General features: G+C 61.2%; 16 protein-coding genes and 1 pseudogene. 11 read left to right on the forward strand and 6 right to left on the reverse strand.

Features of this window, described 5'->3' with window-relative positions; translation table 11 throughout:
• From Q8M85_RS18260 to Q8M85_RS18270, 3 genes are all read left to right on the forward strand, one after another.
• On the forward strand, positions 1–952 hold a 952-nt coding region (locus tag Q8M85_RS18260), incomplete at its 5' end, for an ATPase, T2SS/T4P/T4SS family (protein ID WP_305547234.1).
• Between the two features lie 17 nt (positions 953–969).
• Entirely contained in the window at positions 970–1,389 is a 420-nt protein-coding gene (locus Q8M85_RS18265) for a hypothetical protein (protein ID WP_305547236.1), read from the forward strand.
• Positions 1,389–2,414, forward strand: a complete 1,026-nt coding sequence (locus Q8M85_RS18270) for a type IV secretion system protein (protein ID WP_305547238.1) — start codon at positions 1,389–1,391, stop codon at positions 2,412–2,414. The genes Q8M85_RS18265 and Q8M85_RS18270 overlap by 1 nt, the downstream gene beginning before the upstream one ends.
• 427 nt (positions 2,415–2,841) lie before the next feature.
• Here the strand turns inward: Q8M85_RS18270 and Q8M85_RS18275 are convergent, their stop codons facing one another.
• The 3 genes from Q8M85_RS18275 to Q8M85_RS18285 all read right to left on the reverse strand — a co-directional run bounded on the left by Q8M85_RS18275 (position 2,842) and on the right by Q8M85_RS18285 (position 6,342).
• The gene (locus tag Q8M85_RS18275) at positions 2,842–4,032 is read right to left on the reverse strand and encodes an MFS transporter (protein WP_305547240.1); all 1,191 of its coding nucleotides are present in this window, start codon (positions 4,030–4,032) and stop codon (positions 2,842–2,844) included.
• Between the two features lie 251 nt (positions 4,033–4,283).
• Positions 4,284–5,600: an acetamidase/formamidase family protein gene (locus Q8M85_RS18280; RefSeq protein WP_305547242.1), complete on the reverse strand. Its 1,317-nt coding sequence runs from the start codon at positions 5,598–5,600 to the stop codon at positions 4,284–4,286.
• 121 nt (positions 5,601–5,721) lie between these two features.
• On the reverse strand, positions 5,722–6,342 hold the full coding sequence (locus Q8M85_RS18285) for a cupin domain-containing protein (protein ID WP_305547244.1): 621 nt from the start codon (positions 6,340–6,342) through the stop codon (positions 5,722–5,724).
• 214 nt (positions 6,343–6,556) lie between these two features.
• Here Q8M85_RS18285 and Q8M85_RS18290 point away from each other — a divergent pair, with 214 nt between their 5' ends.
• The 8 genes and pseudogenes from Q8M85_RS18290 (at position 6,557) to Q8M85_RS18325 (ending at position 14,760) form a co-directional block, all read left to right on the forward strand.
• Positions 6,557–7,441: a nitrilase family protein gene (locus Q8M85_RS18290; protein ID WP_305547246.1), complete on the forward strand. Its 885-nt coding sequence runs from the start codon at positions 6,557–6,559 to the stop codon at positions 7,439–7,441.
• Positions 7,442–7,501: 60 nt separating this feature from the next.
• Complete coding sequence (locus Q8M85_RS18295) at positions 7,502–8,761, forward strand: substrate-binding protein (RefSeq protein WP_305547247.1); 1,260 nt, start codon at positions 7,502–7,504, stop codon at positions 8,759–8,761.
• A 75-nt stretch (positions 8,762–8,836) separates the two neighbouring features.
• Positions 8,837–9,694, forward strand: a complete 858-nt coding sequence (locus tag Q8M85_RS18300; RefSeq protein ID WP_305547249.1) for a branched-chain amino acid ABC transporter permease — start codon at positions 8,837–8,839, stop codon at positions 9,692–9,694.
• A 12-nt stretch (positions 9,695–9,706) separates the two neighbouring features.
• Positions 9,707–10,720: a branched-chain amino acid ABC transporter permease gene (locus Q8M85_RS18305; RefSeq protein ID WP_305547250.1), complete on the forward strand. Its 1,014-nt coding sequence runs from the start codon at positions 9,707–9,709 to the stop codon at positions 10,718–10,720.
• Positions 10,717–11,436 (forward strand): ATP-binding cassette domain-containing protein, encoded by a 720-nt coding sequence (locus Q8M85_RS18310; protein WP_305547251.1) that lies wholly within the window; start codon positions 10,717–10,719, stop codon positions 11,434–11,436. Before Q8M85_RS18305 ends, Q8M85_RS18310 begins: the two co-directional genes overlap by 4 nt.
• 1 nt (position 11,437) lies before the next feature.
• Positions 11,438–12,139: an ABC transporter ATP-binding protein gene (locus tag Q8M85_RS18315; protein ID WP_305547252.1), complete on the forward strand. Its 702-nt coding sequence runs from the start codon at positions 11,438–11,440 to the stop codon at positions 12,137–12,139.
• Between the two features lie 27 nt (positions 12,140–12,166).
• Positions 12,167–13,288 carry a M20 family metallopeptidase gene (locus Q8M85_RS18320; protein WP_305547253.1) on the forward strand — a complete coding sequence of 374 codons (1,122 nt, stop codon included), beginning with the start codon at positions 12,167–12,169 and terminating at the stop codon, positions 13,286–13,288.
• Between the two features lie 107 nt (positions 13,289–13,395).
• Positions 13,396–14,760, forward strand: a pseudogene (locus tag Q8M85_RS18325) (IS5 family transposase).
• A gap of 218 nt (positions 14,761–14,978) precedes the next feature.
• On the opposite strand, the gene Q8M85_RS18330 reads toward Q8M85_RS18325, so the two are convergent.
• Genes Q8M85_RS18330 through pxpB form a run of 3 tightly spaced genes read right to left on the reverse strand, consistent with a single transcriptional unit; the run spans position 14,979 to position 17,576 of the window.
• Positions 14,979–15,746 (reverse strand): LamB/YcsF family protein, encoded by a 768-nt coding sequence (locus Q8M85_RS18330; RefSeq protein ID WP_305547255.1) that lies wholly within the window; start codon positions 15,744–15,746, stop codon positions 14,979–14,981.
• A complete protein-coding gene (locus tag Q8M85_RS18335) occupies positions 15,737–16,894 on the reverse strand; it encodes a biotin-dependent carboxyltransferase family protein (RefSeq protein ID WP_305547257.1) in 1,158 nt (385 codons plus the stop codon). The genes Q8M85_RS18330 and Q8M85_RS18335 overlap by 10 nt, the downstream gene beginning before the upstream one ends.
• Positions 16,836–17,576 (reverse strand): 5-oxoprolinase subunit PxpB, encoded by a 741-nt coding sequence (gene pxpB / locus Q8M85_RS18340; protein WP_305547259.1) that lies wholly within the window; start codon positions 17,574–17,576, stop codon positions 16,836–16,838. The genes Q8M85_RS18335 and pxpB overlap by 59 nt, the downstream gene beginning before the upstream one ends.
• Between the last annotated feature and the right edge of the window lie 41 nt (positions 17,577–17,617).

The raw sequence follows: 17,617 nt of genomic DNA on the forward strand, positions 1-17,617 counted from the left end.
CCCCGACGGGCAGGTCTGGGGCGAATTCCAAGGCGATCACTTCATGCGGAGCCTCGGCATGCCGCTGACCCAGACTGAGATCAAGGACCTCGGCAACCAGATCGCCTCGGCCGCCTCGACCACGCTCAGCACCAAGAAGCCCATCGTATCGGTCTCAATCCTCTACCGCGACCGCCCGATCCGGGCGCAGGTGATCCAGCCGCCGGCAGTGGAAGGGGGGTTTTCCATCTCGCTGCGGTTCTTCTCCTCCCTGCCACTGGAGGCGATCCGGCTCGGCTTCCTCTTTGGCAAAGAACGCAGCCTCGAAGGCCTGCGCCGCGAACGGAACGCCGCGCTGCGAGATGTGGTGGCTTCGGGTGACATCAACGCCGCGCTGCGCTTTTGCGTCGAAAACAAGCTCAACATGATCGTCTCGGGCGGCACATCGACCGGCAAGACCGTCGCGGCGCGCAAGATCCTCTCTCTGATCCCACCCGAGGAGCGGATCATCACCATCGAGGAGGCGGCAGAACTGCGCCCCGAGCAGCCAAACGCCGTGACGCTGATCGCCGACCGCGACACCGAGACCCGCAGCGCGGATGTGCTTCTGGCCTCGACCCTGCGCATGCGGCCCGACAGGATCGTGCTGGGGGAGGTCCGTGGGCGCGAGGCCATGACCTTCCTCGAGGCGATCAACACCGGGCATGGTGGCTCGCTCACCACCCTGCATGCCGAGACCCCGCAACTTGCCATCCGCCGCCTCGCCATCGCCGCCCTGAAAGCGCAGGTGCCGATGACCTATGCGGACATGGTCGAATACATCGAGGGCTCGATCGACGTGATCATCCAGGCTGGCCGCCACAATGGCGCGCGCGGCATCACCGAATTCTTCCTGCCGGGACAGGCAAGACATCCAAACCCGAGCCGGGACAGTAGCGGGGAGGCAAAACGCCCCTCTGTCGCGGCCGAATGAACCGAAAGGAAATCCCCATGCGCAAAATCACCCTCGCCGCAGCCGTGGTCATGTTGGCCGCGCCCCTCGCAGCCCAGACCTCCCCTCAGGTGACGAACGATCTCACCGTGACCATGACCCCCCAGCAATACCGGATCTGCAGCGACCGGCCCGCGCGTCCGACCTGGATGGACGAGGTCCACCCACGCGAGGCTTACAAGGCAAATACTGTGATGGAGCTCTATGAAATCCGCGCATGGCAAACGATCGCAGCAAGTGGAGACTGTGGCTGCGACGTCAGGTTCCCGGCTTGGGACACCAGCAATAACGAGTATCAGCAGGGTTATTCTGGCCTGACCCAAGCCGAACACTCGGCGCTTCGGCGGGAGTTGATTGAAAATCGCAAGCAACTCGAGCCCACCGTCCGGGAAATCTGCGAAGCACCAGGCAACTGGTGATGGGTGTTGTCAGCTGGATGGTCGGAACAGCTGACGGCTTCCTGGCCGATGCGGCCCAGTCCCAGTTCGGGGCTGTGGCAAGCAATACCGGCACTGTCGTCTTGCTGATGGTCACGCTCTCGTTGATCGGCGTCTGCATCAACATGGCCTTCCAGTTCCGCAGCATGGATGGCGCCAGCTTCTTTTGGTACCTCATCAAGCTGACCCTGATCGGGTTGTTCGCCTTCAACTGGGCCAACTTCAACGCGGTTGCGACCGCCATCATCGGGGGTCTCGACTACGTCGCCGGAGCCCTGATCTCATCGGTCGGTGGTGGCAGTGCCGGGGCAACGCATTTCGCGGGCGAATTCGATATTCTGATCGAAAAGTTCAGCCAGTACCTGAACGCGATCGGCAGCAATCTGAACTGGATGACTGGCGCGATCCTGGGCGGGATCGGCCTTGTCATGTTGAGCCTCCTCGGCTTCATGACCGGCATCGTCCTCATCTTCGCCAAGATGATGCTGACCCTGATGCTCGGCCTCGCCCCGATCATGATCGCGCTGTCTCTTTTCGATGCGACCAAGGATTTCTTCCACAGATGGGTCTCGACGACGATCAGCTACGCCTTCTACCCCATCGTCATCGCCGCCATGTTCTCGACCGTGGTCGGCATGGCGAATTCGCTGCTGGCCCAGCTCGGCGACCCGAACTCGGCGACCAACATCGGCTCACTGGTCCCATTCTTCGTGATGGTGTTCCTGGCCAAGGGGTTCGTCGCGGCGACGCCACTGATTGTGCGGGGGATTTCGGGGAACCTGATGGTGGCTGCGGCACCTGCGATCGTCAGTGGGTCAGCAGGGGTCCTGCGGGGGCTGGTGAACACTTCAGGCGTGCAGGGCAGGGCAAGGATCGGGGCGCTTACGACGGGTGAAGCGATCGGTCGGGGGGCGGTGCAGGCGCCCGCCGCCGTGCGTGGCGCTGCGGCGACGGCCAGCGCGCAGGTGGTCAGGATGGCCGAGAGGGCGAAGCGGTTGGGGCGGTGAAACCCAACGCGCCGTCACAACGATGCGTTCTCGTTGACGCGAAGGGCGGAAAACGGTCTGTCACGGTTGCGGCATCGCTTGTGCAGCATCGATATCCAGCGGACGTTCAATTCAATCGTTAAAACCCCAAGGCTGCGCGCACCTTTTCAGAACTACAGCAGCCGCAACTCGACGTCGGTGATGACTATCTGTGCGGTTTTACCGATCCGAAATGGCCACAGCGGCCAGATTAAACAAAGCTGCAAAAAGCGCGGTCCTTCAGTCGCGGTGGGCTGCGCTGAAAGGCCCTCGCTTCACCCGGAGCGGGCGAAACTGAATCCAACTCCTTGCACACTCGATGATCTCTAGGCGCCTTCGGTGTCCCAGCCGTCAGCAAGGAGGTGGCCCAGCCGCTTCATGATGCAGCCTTGCGTCTGCAGGCGCGGCGTCAGGTGTTCTCGATTCGGGGCAGGAACCACGCCAGCAGGCCCGCAAGTGGCAAGAACGAGCAGAACCAGTAAATCGCCTCGACGCCGTAGGTGTCTGCAAGACTGCCCAAAAACGCGGCTGCGATCCCTCCGAGACCGAAGTTCAGCCCGTAGAACAGGCCGCCGATCAGTCCTATCCTGTCCGGCAGAAGGTCCATTGCATAGATCAATATCGACGCGAAGGCACTCGCCATGACCAGGTTGATGAGAATGGTCAGAACACCTGTCCAGAACAGGTCGGCGTAAGGCAGCATCACCGTCAGCGGCAGCGGCCCCAACACGGAAATCCAGATGATCCGGTAGCGGCCGACACGGTCGCCAACGATCCCGCCGATGAGGACGCCTACGGCCGCCGCGATCAGAAAGATGAACAGCATGAACTGGGCTGCCGGGATAGACAGTCCGAACCGTTCAATCAGGTAAAAGGTGTAGAATGATCGGAAACTTTCGCCATAGGCATTCTTGGCGAACATCAGCAGTGTAAGCACCAAAAGTCCGACACCGATCGTCAGCGGTGCGTGACGGACTGTCGCCTTGTCCTGCTTGTTGCGCGCCCGCATCGCGGCGAATTCGGTGCTGATCTGGCTCTGTTTGCTGCCGATCCATACCAGTAGCAGCATTGCCAACAGAGCGAGGACCGCGAACCAAGCCAAGCTCGGCTGGCCCCACGGGACGATGATCAGCGCGGCGAACACCGGCCCAAGCGCCCCGCCCGCCTGACCCCCCACCTGAAACATCCCCTGCGCTAGTCCCTGACGCCCGCCGCTGGCATAGCGTGCCATCCGCGTCGCCTCGGGGTGGAAAATCGACGATCCGATGCCGATCAGGGCAACGGACGCAAGGATCATCGCGTAGCTCGGGGCATAGGCGAGGCACACCAGACCGGACAACGTGAACATCATGCCGGCAACAGGCGAATAGGGGGCCGGATGCCGGTCGGTCACTGCACCGATGACGGGCTGCAGCAGTGCCCCGGCGATCTGGAAGGTCAGCGTGATGATGCCGATCTGAGCGAAATCAAGCGTATAAGCCTGTTTCAGGATCGGATAGGCGGCCGGGATCAGCGATTGCAGGAGGTCGTTCAACAGATGGGTCAGGCCCAAAATGGCGAGCACGGACAGATGGGTTCCGGTGCGAGTACTGGCTGTCATGTCGGTCGTCTTGCAGGTATCGGAGCGGGAATACGCCGGAACAAGAGTTTCACACGGTCAAGGCGTCCACAAGGAGATCTGCTGAATAAATCGGCACTGTAAACGTCCGCGCATTAACCGCCAGAAAACGCTTTAGGGACGGCCGTCCCCCAAGCGAACGCTGCAACCAAAGGCAGCACGCCGGTTGTCGGACGGCCACGCGCTTTCAGCCAAGATCAATAGTTCAGCGGCACGTCCTTCTACCTGGGACTCTAGAGGTTATATTGCTCGCGCGCGTAGTCGCCCAAACCCACGACATCCAGCCGGGCGAGTGGGGCGAGGAAAGTCACCTGGATCACGCCCGGAGCACGCCCGATCTCGATGGCGCCGTTGACCGTCGCGCGGTTGCGCACCTCGGCCACGGTCATGCCCAGCAGTTTTGCCGCCCGCGCCAGGCCGTTCTCGATGGCGAGGTTCAGGTTGGCCGCCGTGCCGACCACGCTGATCGGGGCCAGCGGCTCGATCGCCGCCACCCCCCACTTTGTGGCCAGCCGCTGCCCCTTGGCCTGCTCGGCGGCGGTGAACGGGCGGGCCATCGGCGGAAGGTCTTCCTCCAGCGGGAACAGGACGGGACCATCCAGCGGATAGTTCTTCACGACCTCGATCTGCAGCGTCACGCTACCCGCGACGTCCATCGTGTGCCCCGCAATCTCGCCATCGCCCTGGCCCGCGTGCATGTCGCCCATGTAAACGCCGGCCCCGCGCACCTTGACCGGGCAGACGATGATCGCCCCCGCCCGCACCGCGTCGATATCCATGTGGCCATCGGTCTTGTGCTGCGCCAGCTGCTCGGCGGTGATCGCATATTCATGCGGTGCACCGACGAGGAACGACCCGAAATCGCCGGCATTGTGACTGTCGGGCATCGCCATCGACGGGCAGGTGCCAAGCTGGCCCATGAAGGGACGCATCCGCACCAGCGTTCCGGGCATGTCGGACGGCGCGAAGGTGAGGATCGAGTGCTGGCGGCTTTGATCCGGCAGGGCAGCATAATGGTTCGCGTCATGTGCAATGGTTTCAGCTGCAGCCCGTGGCAGCGTCAAGCCGACCGAACGGGTTTCATCAAAGGTCACCGTGTAGCCATGCACGATGGCAAAGGGCGTCACCGGGTTACCGCAGGTGTTGCACTTCACTGCCTCCTGCCCGATGCCTTCGACATGCGTCTCGGGCCAGACCGTATCGCAGACCGGGCAGCGTGCCGCCACATAGGGGTCGCCAAGGCAGAACCCGTCGGGCGAGCTGTCATGCCCGGACGCAGTAGCAATAGAGGTCACGGTTATGTCGCGGATGCGGAGCACCACCCCGTCGCCAACCTCGGCGCCTTCGACGAACACCGGGCGCGTCACCTCGTGGCCACCGCGCAGGGACGGCGTGATCATCGGCCCCCAGCAGCCTGGCGCGGTGTTGGCGATGATGGTGCCGCCGTTTTCGACGGGCCCCAGCATCGGTGCATCCGGGTCCAGAACGCTGTTGGTGAACTCCGACACCACGATGCTGCGGCGCGACGGTGTGTTTGTGCCATCTGGCATGGTGAGCCTCCCTGGGTTTCCGGAATGATTATACCTGCGCTCACAATCGGCAAGCAATTGCGCGCACTGTCTGCTCCACGTTCGCCAGGTTAGATGTTCGAGGTAGGACGGCGGGAGCAGATCAGAATGTGGGTGGAGAATTCACCCAGAGCACTAAGGCCGGTTGGTCAGTAGAGTTGTGATAGCTGTGCTCCAGATCGGAACGGAAGAAAAAGGAATCTCCTGCGGCTAGGACATGGCGCCTGTCCGCGACAGTAAGATTGATCTCTCCGCTGATGACGTATCCCACTTCCTCCCCTTTGTGGCGGATCGTCCCGCCGTTACTCGCACCGGGCCCTATGACGTGAATGTTGCCTTCTAGGGTGCGGTCCGCGGTGTATGGAATCAGCCGCTCCAAGCAGATCCCCGCGTCGGTCTTACCGTCATTGATCATCACCGATTGTCGCTCGCCCGCCTTGTAGACCACCACATCCTGCTCCTCCTCGGTGTTGAACAGGGCGGCGATGCTCGTATCCAACGCCGCAGCTACGCGATGCAGCATTTTTAGGGACGGCATAACTTTGCCACACTCGATTTTTGACATCATACTTTCTGAACAGCCGACAGCATCGGCGACGTCACGCAGGCGCAATTTCTTCACGCGGCGGGCATGCCGCAGACGTGGCCCGAAAAAGTCGACGCCGCGAAACGCTTGACCAACCGACGTCGCCTCGGAGGCTGCCAGCGCTCCTTTGTCAATCATCCGCTCGTCCCCCCCGAGACCAAAAAAGTCCACTTCGCCACTAGGCGGGTATCAATTTCCTGCAGTGTCGGAAACCCGCTTCCGAACACCTACGTAGGTTAACACGCAGTAATTCAAGCGACTTGACAAGCAGTCAAGTGTAGTTATCCATTTTCTGGATGGAAGCTTCGCCCGGTGACCTTTGGGTCGGGCAAATTGTGACAGGGAGATGCTGATGGCCGATCCGAAGCCACGTCGTGAGGCGCTTGTGAAAATTGCCTGCATCCAGATGGAGCCGATTGTTGGCGAAAAGGATCGCAACATCCGGCACAGCCTGACCATGATTGAAAAGGCGGCCGACGCAGGGGCAAGGTTGCTCGTGCTCCCGGAGCTTGCAAATTCCGGATACGTCTTTCGGTCACGTGAAGAGGCCTTCGAGCTTTCGGAAGCTGTGCCTGGCGGCCCGACCTGTGATGCCTGGATGGACGTCGCCAAGGCGCGCGGCCTTTACATAGTAGCTGGGATCGCCGAGCGCGACGGCGATGAACTCTACAATTCTGCCGTGGTCATCGGGCCCGACGGGTATATCGGCACATTCCGGAAGGTCCATCTTTGGAACGAGGAGGCGCTGTATTTCGAGCCCGGAAACCTTGGCTTCCCGGTCTTCAATACACCGATTGGCCGGATCGGAACCTTCATCTGCTACGACGGATGGTTCCCAGAAAGCTACAGGCTGTGTGCCTTGCAAGGGGCGGATATAATCTGCATCCCCACCAACTGGGTGCCTATTCCCGGTCAGGATCCGAAGCGCGAGGCTATGGCCAACATTCTGGTTATGGGGTCTGCTCATTCAAACTCGGTTTTCGTTGCTGCCGCAGATCGGGTTGGCACGGAGCGCGGTCAGCCTTTCGTCGGCCAGAGCCTGATCACAAGCTACACAGGCTGGCCGATCGCTGGCCCAGCAAGCGACAAGGACGAAGAAATCATCTATGCCGAGGTGAACTTATCGGACGCACGGCGCAAGCGGAACTGGAACGAATACAACCAGATCCTGCGCGACCGCCGCAGCGATGTTTACGAAGAAATGCTTGGGGCACCGGTCGAGCCCGGCTGGTACTAGGCCCGGGCTGACTTTCGCGGCCTGAAGAAAAAGAAACCGAATCCAACAGGAGTGATTGCAATGAACAGGAATCTACGAGAAGCGCCGGCGCAAAGCGGGATCAGCCGCCGGTCGATCCTGAAGGGGATGAGCGCGATGGCGGCGGCGCCGCTTGCCACGCCTTTCCTCAGCAACGCGGCCCATGCTGCCGATGCCATCCGCATCGGTGTCATCTCGCCGCTGACCGGAGCCTGGACGGTATATGGCGCGGCCCACATGGCGGGCTTCGAGCTCGCCGTGGAAGAGATCAACGCCGCCGGTGGTGCGAACGGCCGCCCTCTGGAAATCGTCGTGGGCGACTCCAAGACCGAGCCACGCATCGTGGTCGAGCAGGCCAACCGTCTGCTGCGGCAGGAAAATGTCGAATTCCTCGCGGGTACGTTCTCGAGTGCCGAGCGCAACGCGGCGGGGCCGGTGGTGCAGCAGGCCAACAAGCTGATGCTTTACCCCACGTTCTATGAGGGCCAGAGTCAGGAATTCTTCCCCGGTGTGTGCAACAAGAACATGTTCATGTGCGGACCGGAGCCATCACAGCAGGTTTGGCCGCATGTCGAGTACATCGTCAAAAACCACGGCAAGAAGTTTTTCCTGATCGGTTCCGACTACGCTTGGCCGCGTGAGACGAACAAGATGTTCAAGGAAAAATTCGCCGAGTTTGGCGGCGAGGTCGTGGGCGAGTCCTACATCCCGTTCAACACGCCAGAGTACGAATCCGTGCTGCGCGAAATTCGCGACTCGGGTGCGGAGGTGATATTCCATTCGTTGACCGGCAGCGACACGGTGAACTTCCGTCGTCAGTTCCATGCGGCCGGCATGAGCAAGGACATCATAATCTGGACGGTGGATGATGAAGAGGTGGTGACCTCAGGTCTGGGCGCAGAGGTGTCGGCTGGAACCTATGTCAGCTTCGATTATTTCATGACCATCGAAACCGAGAACAACAAGGTGTTCCTCGAAAAGCTGTTCAAGAAGTTCGGCAACGACACCCTGATGAACACGGTGGGCGTCGGTATGTACAATGCGGCACATTTGCTGGCGCAAGCGATCACGGCTGCGGGTTCTACCGACACCGACAAGGTGCGTGACGCCTTGCGCGGGTCGTCCTTTGCAGGTGCGCCACAAGGGTCGATCACCTTGCAGGCCGAAGATCATCAGGCGATCCTTCCGTCCTATCTGATGAAAGTGCGCGAAGGCTGGACCTCTGTGAATGACATGTTTGAACAGGTGCAGTTTTTCGACAAGGTGACGCCGGCCCCGGCCCGCTGCACCCTGCCGCTCTGATCCGAGCCCAAACAAGGCCCGCCAGCCCTGTCAGGCTGGCGGACACCAACGACAAGAAACGCTTGGAGGCAGAGTGTGTCAGACATTATCGGCGTAGCCATCGACTCGGTTCTGATCACCCTCGTCCTTTCCCTTGCCGCGTCCGGATTGGCTGTCGTTTTCGGCCTGATCGGCGTCATCAATATGGGCCACGGTGCGATGCTGACGCTGGGGGCCTATCTGACCTGGGCCACCACCACGGCGGGCCTGCCCTTCATTCTGGCAGTCCCGTTGGCGGCGTTTGGCGTGGCCATCGTCGGTCTGCTGCTGGAACATGTGTTGATCCGGCACTTCTATTCCAAACCTTTCGAGACCCTGCTTCTCACCTGGGGGTTTTTCATGGTGTCAACTGAAGTCATCAAGATCGTGTTTGGAACGGACTTTCGGGCGGTGTCGAACCCCTTGCCCGGAACGATTGAAATTGGCGCCCTGCAAATCCCGGCCTACCGAGCTGTCGTGGCGGTCCTTTCACTGCTGATCCTTCTGACCATCGGTTTCATTTACAAGAAAACGACCTTCGGCCTGCGGATCCGCGCCCTGGTCCAAAATCAGGAGGTGGCAAGTCTGCTTGGTCAGGATGCTTCAATGCTTTACAAGCAGGTGTTCGTGGCTGGGGCTTTTCTATCGGGTCTTGCCGGTGCGTTGATCAGTCCAATGCTGTCCATCGACCCCTATATCGGTAACGTCTATCTGGTTCGCTCATTCTTCGTCGTCACGCTTGGGGGCTTGGGTCTGCTGGTCGAGGGAACGATTATCGGCAGTTTCGTGATCGGCGGCAGTGAAACAATCTTTGCTCTGGCAACCAGCCAAGTCTTCGCCCAGACCATAGTTTTCGTACTCGCAGTAGTCCTGCTGCGGTTTTTCCCACGCGGCCTGCTGGCCGGCCGCGACTGAGGAAAACTGAACATGATAGAACCCCGCGTGCCCGTTTCCGCACACAGCCACCGCACCCGTTTCGGGGGCGAAGCCAAAGTTGCGATTGCCGTATTCGCCTGCCTCGCGCTGTTCCCGCTCTTTGTGTCTGGGTACATCGTCTACATCCTGCCGCAGTACATGATCTTCGGCGTTCTCGCGATGTCACTTGCGTTGCTGTGGGGAGTGACTGGCATCCTTAGCTTTGGCCAAGCTGGCTTTTTCGCGATCGGCGGCTATGCAATTGGCCTGATGACAAACGGATCGTTGCCTTTCGGCGGACTGTTCCTTGGTCTCATTGCGGCGGTTTTGCTGGGCTATCTGGTGGCGGCTCTGATCGGATATTTTCTGTTCAGCGCAGGTGTGCGCGATGCCTATTTTGTTCTCGTTACGCTGGCACTTTCGATTGTCGTCGAGCAGCTATCAGTCAGCCAGTCGCAGTTGACCGGGGGGTGGAACGGCATGTTTATCATGCGCCCGACGATCGATCTTGGGTTCACCCGCATCGAACTTTTTGCAGATATTCCGGTCTATTATGTCGTTCTTGCAGCCGTCGCCCTGATTTACGCAGGTCTCTACGCCTTTACCCGGTCGCGTTTCGGCAAGGTTCTGACCGGCATTAGGGAAAACGAGATGCGGCTGGTCTCTTTGGGTGTGCCGGCGGCCCTGCACAAGACAGCAGCCTTTGCCTTGTCTGGCGCCGTCGCTGCACTTGCCGGGGCATTGTACGGACTGCATTCCGGGTTTGTTTCTCCGTCGATCGGAGGTGTACTCTTCTCGACCGAGGTGGTGGTCTGGGTTGCCATTGCCGGACGCTCATCTCTCATCGGTGCGCTATTGGGAGGGATAATCGTCTCGTCTCTGTCGAACTATCTCAGCGCGATCACCCCGACCTATTGGCAACTTGCCTTGGGGCTGGTCTTCATTTTGACCATCGCCTTCTTTCGTGGCGGTGTTGCCGGCACACTGGAGCGCTTCGTGGCCAACAGACGGAGCGCACAGCCGTGAACCAACTTTTGTCGGTCGAGAAATTAACCAAACGCTTCGAGGGTCTGGTAGCCAACGAGGACGTAAACTTCTCCGTAGCAGAGGGTGAAATCCGATCGGTGATCGGTCCGAATGGGGCAGGAAAGACGACCTTTATCAGTATGATTTCCGGGCATCTGCGTCCAACAGAAGGGCGCATCTTCTTCCGCGGCACCGACATTACGGCGCTGAAGGTGCAACAACGCGCCCGACTCGGCATCATTCGCAAATTTCAGACTCCTTCAGTGTTCTTGGGACTGACAGCGCGAGAAAACATAGAGCTTGCTGTCATTGCGGCTGGCACACCCCGGGGCCAACGCCAGACCCGCCTCGACGAAGTATTGGATCTGGTGCGAATGACGGCTTTTGCGGATCGGGAGGCGTCTGTCTTGTCACATGGTCAACGCCAGTGGCTGGAGATCGGGCTGTTGCTGGGTGCCAAGGCGCAACTTCTGCTGCTGGACGAACCTACGGCGGGAATGACCGCGGAAGAGACACATGCAACTGGCACACTGATCCGGGATCTGACGCAAAGGCTGCGGCTGTCGGCTATCATCATCGAGCATGACATCAACTTCATCCGCGATCTGCAGGCGCCCATCACCGTGCTACACCTTGGCAAGGTCTTCTGCGAAGGCAGTTTCGAGGAGGTGTCGTCGAACGCTCATGTGCGCAACATCTACTTGGGCAACGAATAAGATGGACATCATCCTCGATCAGGTATCGGCCGGTTACGGTGGTTCAAAAGTACTTCGCGGGTTGTCCATGAAGGTCGAGTCCGGCTCAATATTGGGTGTTCTCGGGCGGAACGGGATGGGTAAGAGCACGCTCGTCCGCACCATTTCCGGTTTAAACATCCCTACGGCAGGCTCTATACTCGCTGGCGGGCGGGACATTACCCGTCTGCCGCCCCACCAGCGATCACGCCTAGGGATCGCGACGATCGTCCAGGGGCGGGGCATCTTCCCGCAACTGACTGTGCGAGAAAACCTTGAGATGGGTCGTTTGGGTGCGCCAGCAGACAAGCCGTCCCGACTGAACGAGGTTCTCGGCTATTTCGTCAGGCTGGGCGAGCGGTTGGACCAGAAAGCCGGCACCATGAGCGGCGGCGAACAACAGATGCTGGCCATCGGCCGCGGGCTCATGACGCATCCGCAGGTCATGCTGCTGGACGAGCCTTCAGACGGGATCATGCCAGTACTCGTTCACCAGATTGCCGAGATTCTGGTCGAGATCAACCGAATGCACAAACTCACAATCCTTATCGTCGAGCAGAATGTGCCCATGGTATTCCGCATGACTGACCGCTGCGTGATCATCGAAAATGGATCGGTCGTGGCCGAGGGGACGCGTGCCGACCTTGAAGCGACCGACGCCATGCGTGAATACCTTGCCATCTGAATTGCGCTCCAGCTGGAAAACTGCGTCATGACGGCCCTTGATCCGGTACAACTCACAACGCGCCTCGTCCGGCACAATACGGTCAATCCGCCCGGCAACGAACAGGCTTGCATCGACGATATTGCCAACATCCTTTCCGATGCTGGGTTCGATACGGAACTCGTGCAATTCGCGCCGGGCCGGCCGAACCTCGTGGCACGGTTGGGGTCCGGCTGCGCCTCTACGCCTCCGCTGTGCTTTAGCGGGCATGTAGATACTGTACCGTTGGGTGAGAAACCCTGGTCCTTCGATCCGCTCGCAGGCGAGGTGCGCGGCGGGAAAGTACTGGGGCGGGGCACTTCGGATATGAAAGCGGGTATCGCCGCAATGGTGACCGCCTGCATCGCCGAACGGGACCGGCTAAGCCAAGGCCCGGGCGTCGTGCTGGTGATCACAACCGCCGAAGAGACCGGCTGCGAAGGGGCGGCCGCATTGGTTCGGACTATGGATCTGGGCCCGCTCGAAGGCATCATCGTGGCAGAGCCGAGCCTGAATGCACCCTACTATGGCCACAAGGGGGCATTCTGGCTAGAGGCCGAAGCTACTGGCGTGACGGCACACGGCTCAATGCCCCATCTGGGCGTGAACGCCATTCTTAAGGCGGTCGATCAGATTCGTCGTTTGCAAGGATTTGCGATGCCCGTAAAGGGTGATGCCGCGCTTGGCCACATGACGTTGAACATCGGACGCATCGAAGGCGGGTTGAATGTCAACTCCGTTCCGGACCGCTGCCGGTTCACGCTGGACGTGCGCACCAATGAACATATCGAGCATCAGGTGCTGCTTGCGACGCTGCAGGCGTTCTGCAGCACCGACCTAGCGCTGACCAAACTGATTGACATCCCGAGCGTCTGGACTGCACCGGAAACTGCATTTGCGCGCAAGGTGACGTCGGTATGGCAACAGGTGACCGGGCAAGGTTTGCCGCCGCCCACCGCAGCAAGCTATTTTACCGATGGCGCATTCCTGCAGGGTAAAGACAAGTCCACGCCGGTCATGATACTAGGTCCGGGGGATCCTGCTCTAGCGCACAAGACAGACGAAACTTGCGACCTAGCTCGGATCTACGAGGCCGAGACGGTCTATCGTGCGCTAATGAGTTCGGCCTGAACAACAGCCATACCGTTGATTTTGCACTGAAAGGTGGTGAATTGTGTCGCCGTGACCTGCCGGGTTTTGTATGATTTTGGGCGAAACCCTGCAATTTCGGTTCTGCCATGAAGCACCGTCCGCGCCCTGAAGATCAGGATGACCTGCTGCGTCCACGTCTGATCGACATTATCGACGGGCGGCACGAGTTGGCGAAACTGGCAGCGCTGATCGACTGGGAGGTGTTCGAGCGGGAGTGGGCGGGTTTCTTTCCGTCTGCCAAGGGGCGGCCGGCGACAGAGCCGCGGTTGGTGGCGGGGCTGCTCTATCTCCAGCATGCCTATCGGCTGTCGGATGAGGCGGTCGTCGCGCGTTGGGTGGAGAACCCGTATTACCAGCACTTCACCGGCGAGGTCTTTTTCCAGCACAAGCTGCCTATCGACCCGTCCTCGCTGACCCGCTGGCGTGGTCGCATTGGCGAGGAAGATGTCGAATGGCTGCTGACCCAGACAATCCGTGCGGGGCAGAAATCTGGCACCATCAACGAGGACAGCGCGAAGCGCGTGGCAGTCGACACGACCGTGATGGAAAAGAACATCGCCCATCCGACGGATGCCCGGCTTTACGAGCGGGCGCGGGACCAGCTTGTGGCGCTGGCGCAGGAGGCCGGGGTGGAGCTGCGGCAATCCTATGCCCGCCTTGCGCCTAGGCTGGCGCTGCAGGACGGCCGCTACGCCCATGCCAAGCAGTTCAAGCGCATGCGTAAAGCGTTGAAAAGGCAGAAGGGCTATGCCGGTCGTGTCATGCGCGACCTGCGCCGCCAGCTCGATGGCATCCCCGATGGTGGCCTGCGCGACAGGATCATCGCCAGGCTTGCTCTGGTCTCGCAGCTCCTGCACCAGTAGCCCAAGGGGGCTGACAAGATCTACGCCCTGCATGAGCCCGAGGTCGACTGCATCTCCAAGGGCAAGGCACGTGTCCGATACGAGTTCGGCTGCAAGGTCAGCATGGCCACCACGCTGGACGAAGGCTTCATCGTCGGCATGCGCAGCTTTCCGGGCAATCCCTACGACGGCCACACTCACCGTCCGGCACTGGAGCAGGTGGAAATCCTGACCGACCAGCGCCCCGACCTCGCTGTGGTCGACCGCGGCTATCGTGGTCACGGTGAAAACAGGACCCGCGTTCTTATCAGCGGCACAAGGCGCGGCTTGACGCCAAAAGTGATCGCAGACCTCCGCCGCCGCAGCGCCATCGAGGCCGAGATCGGCCACATGAAAACCGACGGCCGCCTGTCACGATGCCCGTTGAAAGGCCATATCGGCGACGCCCTCTCCGCCGTGCTCTGCGCCTGCGGCCACAACATCCGCAAGATCCTGGCCCACCTGCGGGCTTGGCTTTCCTGTTTTGTCGTCACCCTGTGGGCTGCAAAAAGCGCGCTGCAATGGCGCCGTCAGACCGTCGTTCCAGCCCGAACACTTTGTTCAGGGTGAACTAATGAAACGTCGCCTCAGCCCCGCCTGATCCATCAGGGCCCCTGCTGGGGTGCAATCTGGCGGCATCTCCAAAAACGATACAAGGCCATGCGCCCCTGCTGCAGTTAGTAAACTGATGATCGCATCCGTTAAGGAACCTCGGCCCTCGTACCGCGGACAATGGGACGTGCAAAGCACAGCAGAGAACTTTAAAGCGACGCTGCTCCGGGCCCTGGTCACGCAAACAGCCGGTCAAGAGGCTCGACCAGATGTCCATGGCTGCGCAGGGTATCCGTAACGGCGCGTGCTGTCTCCAGCGCTGCGCATCCGTCACCATGGAGGCAGATGCTATGGAACGCCGTCGCGATGACGTTTCCTTGCCGCGTCACGATCCCGCCTGCCTCCACCATCCGCATCACATGGTCGCGCGCCTGCATTGGATCGTGCAGCACCGCACCGTCAATGCTGCGCGGGGTCAACTGTCCGTCCGGCTCGTAAGTCCGGTCGGCGAACACTTCGAGCGCCACGCGCAGGCCGGCCTCGGTCCCCGCAGAAGCCAGTTCCGACAGCACCGGGGCCAGCAGGATCAGTGACGCATCGCAGCGAGCAATAATGCGGGCGATCACGCCCGCCATCCGCGCGTCAGCGCAGGCCTGATTGTTCAGCGCGCCGTGCGGTTTGACATGGGTGATCGGCCAGCCGAGCACGCAGCCCATCTTGGCGATAGCGCCGATCTGATAGATCAGCAACGCCTCAAGTTCAGCGTCCGAAAGGTGCATTGCGCGCCGGCCAAAGCCGTGCAAATCGGCATAGCCCGGGTGCGCCCCGATGCTAACTCCGGCCTCGCGGGCGCGCAGGATCGTATCACGCATGACCAGCGGGTCACCGCCGTGCATGCCGCAGGCCACATTGGCCGTGCCGACAATGCCCAGCAGCGCCGCGTCGTTGCCCATTACGAAACTGCCATAACTTTCGCCCAGGTCTGCATTTACGTTCAGTCGCATGGGTTGGACTCCTCTTTGCCGGAATACAGGTGGCCGGGAAAATGGTCGGGCCGCGCCATGTCGACGGCCCCGCCGATCAGGCTGACTGACCGCAGCCGTCCCTCGATCATGCCGGGGTCGAATGCGGGGCCTATGCTGTCGATGGCGGCCTTGATCCTGGCCTCGTGTGCCGCAGCGATGCCTTCAGCCTCGGCGATCGACACAGAGCGGAACGTCAAGCGGTCGCCGGGAACGCAAGCCGAAAGGCGCGGCAGGTCGCTGCGGATAACTGTGGCGACCTTCGGATATCCGCCGGTCGTCTGCGCATCCGCCAGAAGGATGATAGGCTGTCCGCTACCCGGAACCTGAATCGCGCCCGGAGCTGCCCCGTCGGAGATGATGTCGGCTGTCTTGCCCGGAAGAAAGCTCAGCTTCTGCCCGTCCAGTCGCATCCCCATGCGATCAAGTTGGGGGGTCACCGTATAAGACGAACCAAAGAACGCTGCTGCCCCGTCCGGGTCCAGCCATTCATGCTGCGGCCCCGCAACCACGCGGATCGGTCCGGTTGCCGAGTCGATATCCTCTGTCACGCACAGGTCGTGGTCCAGAACGGGCCCGGCAAGGTCACGCAGCCGAAGCAGGTCGCCAGCCTGCAGGCTGCGACCCATTACCCCGCCAAAACCGGCGGCAAGACAGGTCGATCGGCTGTCGAGGCACAGGGGAAGATCGAGCCCGCCGCGAATGCCGATCAGCCCGATCGCAAAGCGTTCCGGCGGTTGCAAGTGCAACGCGTCGCCTGGCGCAAGCGTCGTCGCTGTCCAAACGCCGATAGGCCGGCTGCTGCCATCGGGGCGCTGCACGGTACCGCGGAGGGTCCCGCTGATTGCCACCCGCACCGGCCCCTCCGTCGCCACCAGAACCGGCGAGGACAGCGCCACCTCCAGCACCTCCGTCCCCGGCGCATTTCCCAGCAGCGCATTGACCAGCCGCAGAGCGCTGCGATCCAGCACGCCGCAGGCCGGAACGCCTTGGCAGCGCCCGTTGCGAAACCCGGTGTCCTGCACCAGGGTGCGGGCGCCGGGCGACTTTACGAGCAGCGCGGCGGCCATGTCAGCACGCAACCCGAAAGGCATCGCGGCTGCCGCCAGAGGCACGCAGGTCGCGGTCAAGATCCCGGAACTCTTCCCGTGTGATCGGTTTGAACCGGATGCTGTCGCCCGCTGCGAGCAGGGCGGGCACATCGCAGGTGATGTCGAACAGCGGCACGGGGCAGCGGCCGACTATATGCCAGCCGCCGGGGCTGTTCCACGGATAGATCACGCACATCCGGTTCGCGATCGCCACCGACCCTGCCGGCACCCGAAGCCGAGGTTCAGTGCGGCGCGGTCGGGCAAGGTCGGGCGGGAGGTCCCCCAGAAACGGCAGGCCTGGCAGAAATCCCAATGCGTAGACATGGAAAGTCGTCGCCTGATGGAGGGCGACAATCCGGTCGGGGTCAAGGGAAAGCGCCTCGGACAGGCTGGCGAGATCGAGTCCCAGTTCGGGGTGATAGCAGCAGGGCAACAGCCAAGACCGCCCCTCTGGCCGCTCTGTCGGGGCGACCTTGCCCAGAAGGCCGGTCAACCGGTCGGCGAGGTCGGACTGTGTGATCTGCAGGCAGTCGTAATGCACGGTGACCGAACAAAAGGCCGCCGCCACTTCGGACACGCCGGGTAACGCTCCCGACGCCATGGCCTGCTCGATCGCCCCCAGCGCGGCCGAGACCTTGGCCGAAGCTTCGAGGCCCACGCTGGTCGCCATTTCCAGCGTCACCGCCGTATCTGCAAGCGAGCGGACCGCTCCGATTCGCATGGGAAACCTTTCCAAGACCCGCTCCGACCCGGTGCCGGAGT

The sequence above is a fragment of the Tabrizicola sp. genome, assembly GCF_030694085.1.
Taxonomy (GTDB): Bacteria; Pseudomonadota; Alphaproteobacteria; order Rhodobacterales; family Rhodobacteraceae; genus Tabrizicola.

Excerpts from the sequence above, each read along its gene's own strand:
- Q8M85_RS18265 (WP_305547236.1), top strand. The coding sequence starts at position 970 with ATGCGCAAAATCACCCTCGCCGCAGCCGTGGTCATGTTGGCCGCGCCC.
- Q8M85_RS18270 (WP_305547238.1), top strand. The coding sequence starts at position 1,389 with ATGGGTGTTGTCAGCTGGATGGTCGGAACAGCTGACGGCTTCCTGGCC.
- Q8M85_RS18275 (WP_305547240.1), bottom strand. The coding sequence starts at position 4,032 with ATGACAGCCAGTACTCGCACCGGAACCCATCTGTCCGTGCTCGCCATT.
- Q8M85_RS18280 (WP_305547242.1), bottom strand. The coding sequence starts at position 5,600 with ATGCCAGATGGCACAAACACACCGTCGCGCCGCAGCATCGTGGTGTCG.
- Q8M85_RS18285 (WP_305547244.1), bottom strand. The coding sequence starts at position 6,342 with ATGATTGACAAAGGAGCGCTGGCAGCCTCCGAGGCGACGTCGGTTGGT.
- Q8M85_RS18290 (WP_305547246.1), top strand. The coding sequence starts at position 6,557 with ATGGCCGATCCGAAGCCACGTCGTGAGGCGCTTGTGAAAATTGCCTGC.
- Q8M85_RS18295 (WP_305547247.1), top strand. The coding sequence starts at position 7,502 with ATGAACAGGAATCTACGAGAAGCGCCGGCGCAAAGCGGGATCAGCCGC.
- Q8M85_RS18305 (WP_305547250.1), top strand. The coding sequence starts at position 9,707 with ATGATAGAACCCCGCGTGCCCGTTTCCGCACACAGCCACCGCACCCGT.
- Q8M85_RS18315 (WP_305547252.1), top strand. The coding sequence starts at position 11,438 with ATGGACATCATCCTCGATCAGGTATCGGCCGGTTACGGTGGTTCAAAA.
- Q8M85_RS18320 (WP_305547253.1), top strand. The coding sequence starts at position 12,167 with ATGACGGCCCTTGATCCGGTACAACTCACAACGCGCCTCGTCCGGCAC.
- Q8M85_RS18330 (WP_305547255.1), bottom strand. The coding sequence starts at position 15,746 with ATGCGACTGAACGTAAATGCAGACCTGGGCGAAAGTTATGGCAGTTTC.
- pxpB (WP_305547259.1), bottom strand. The coding sequence starts at position 17,576 with ATGCGAATCGGAGCGGTCCGCTCGCTTGCAGATACGGCGGTGACGCTG.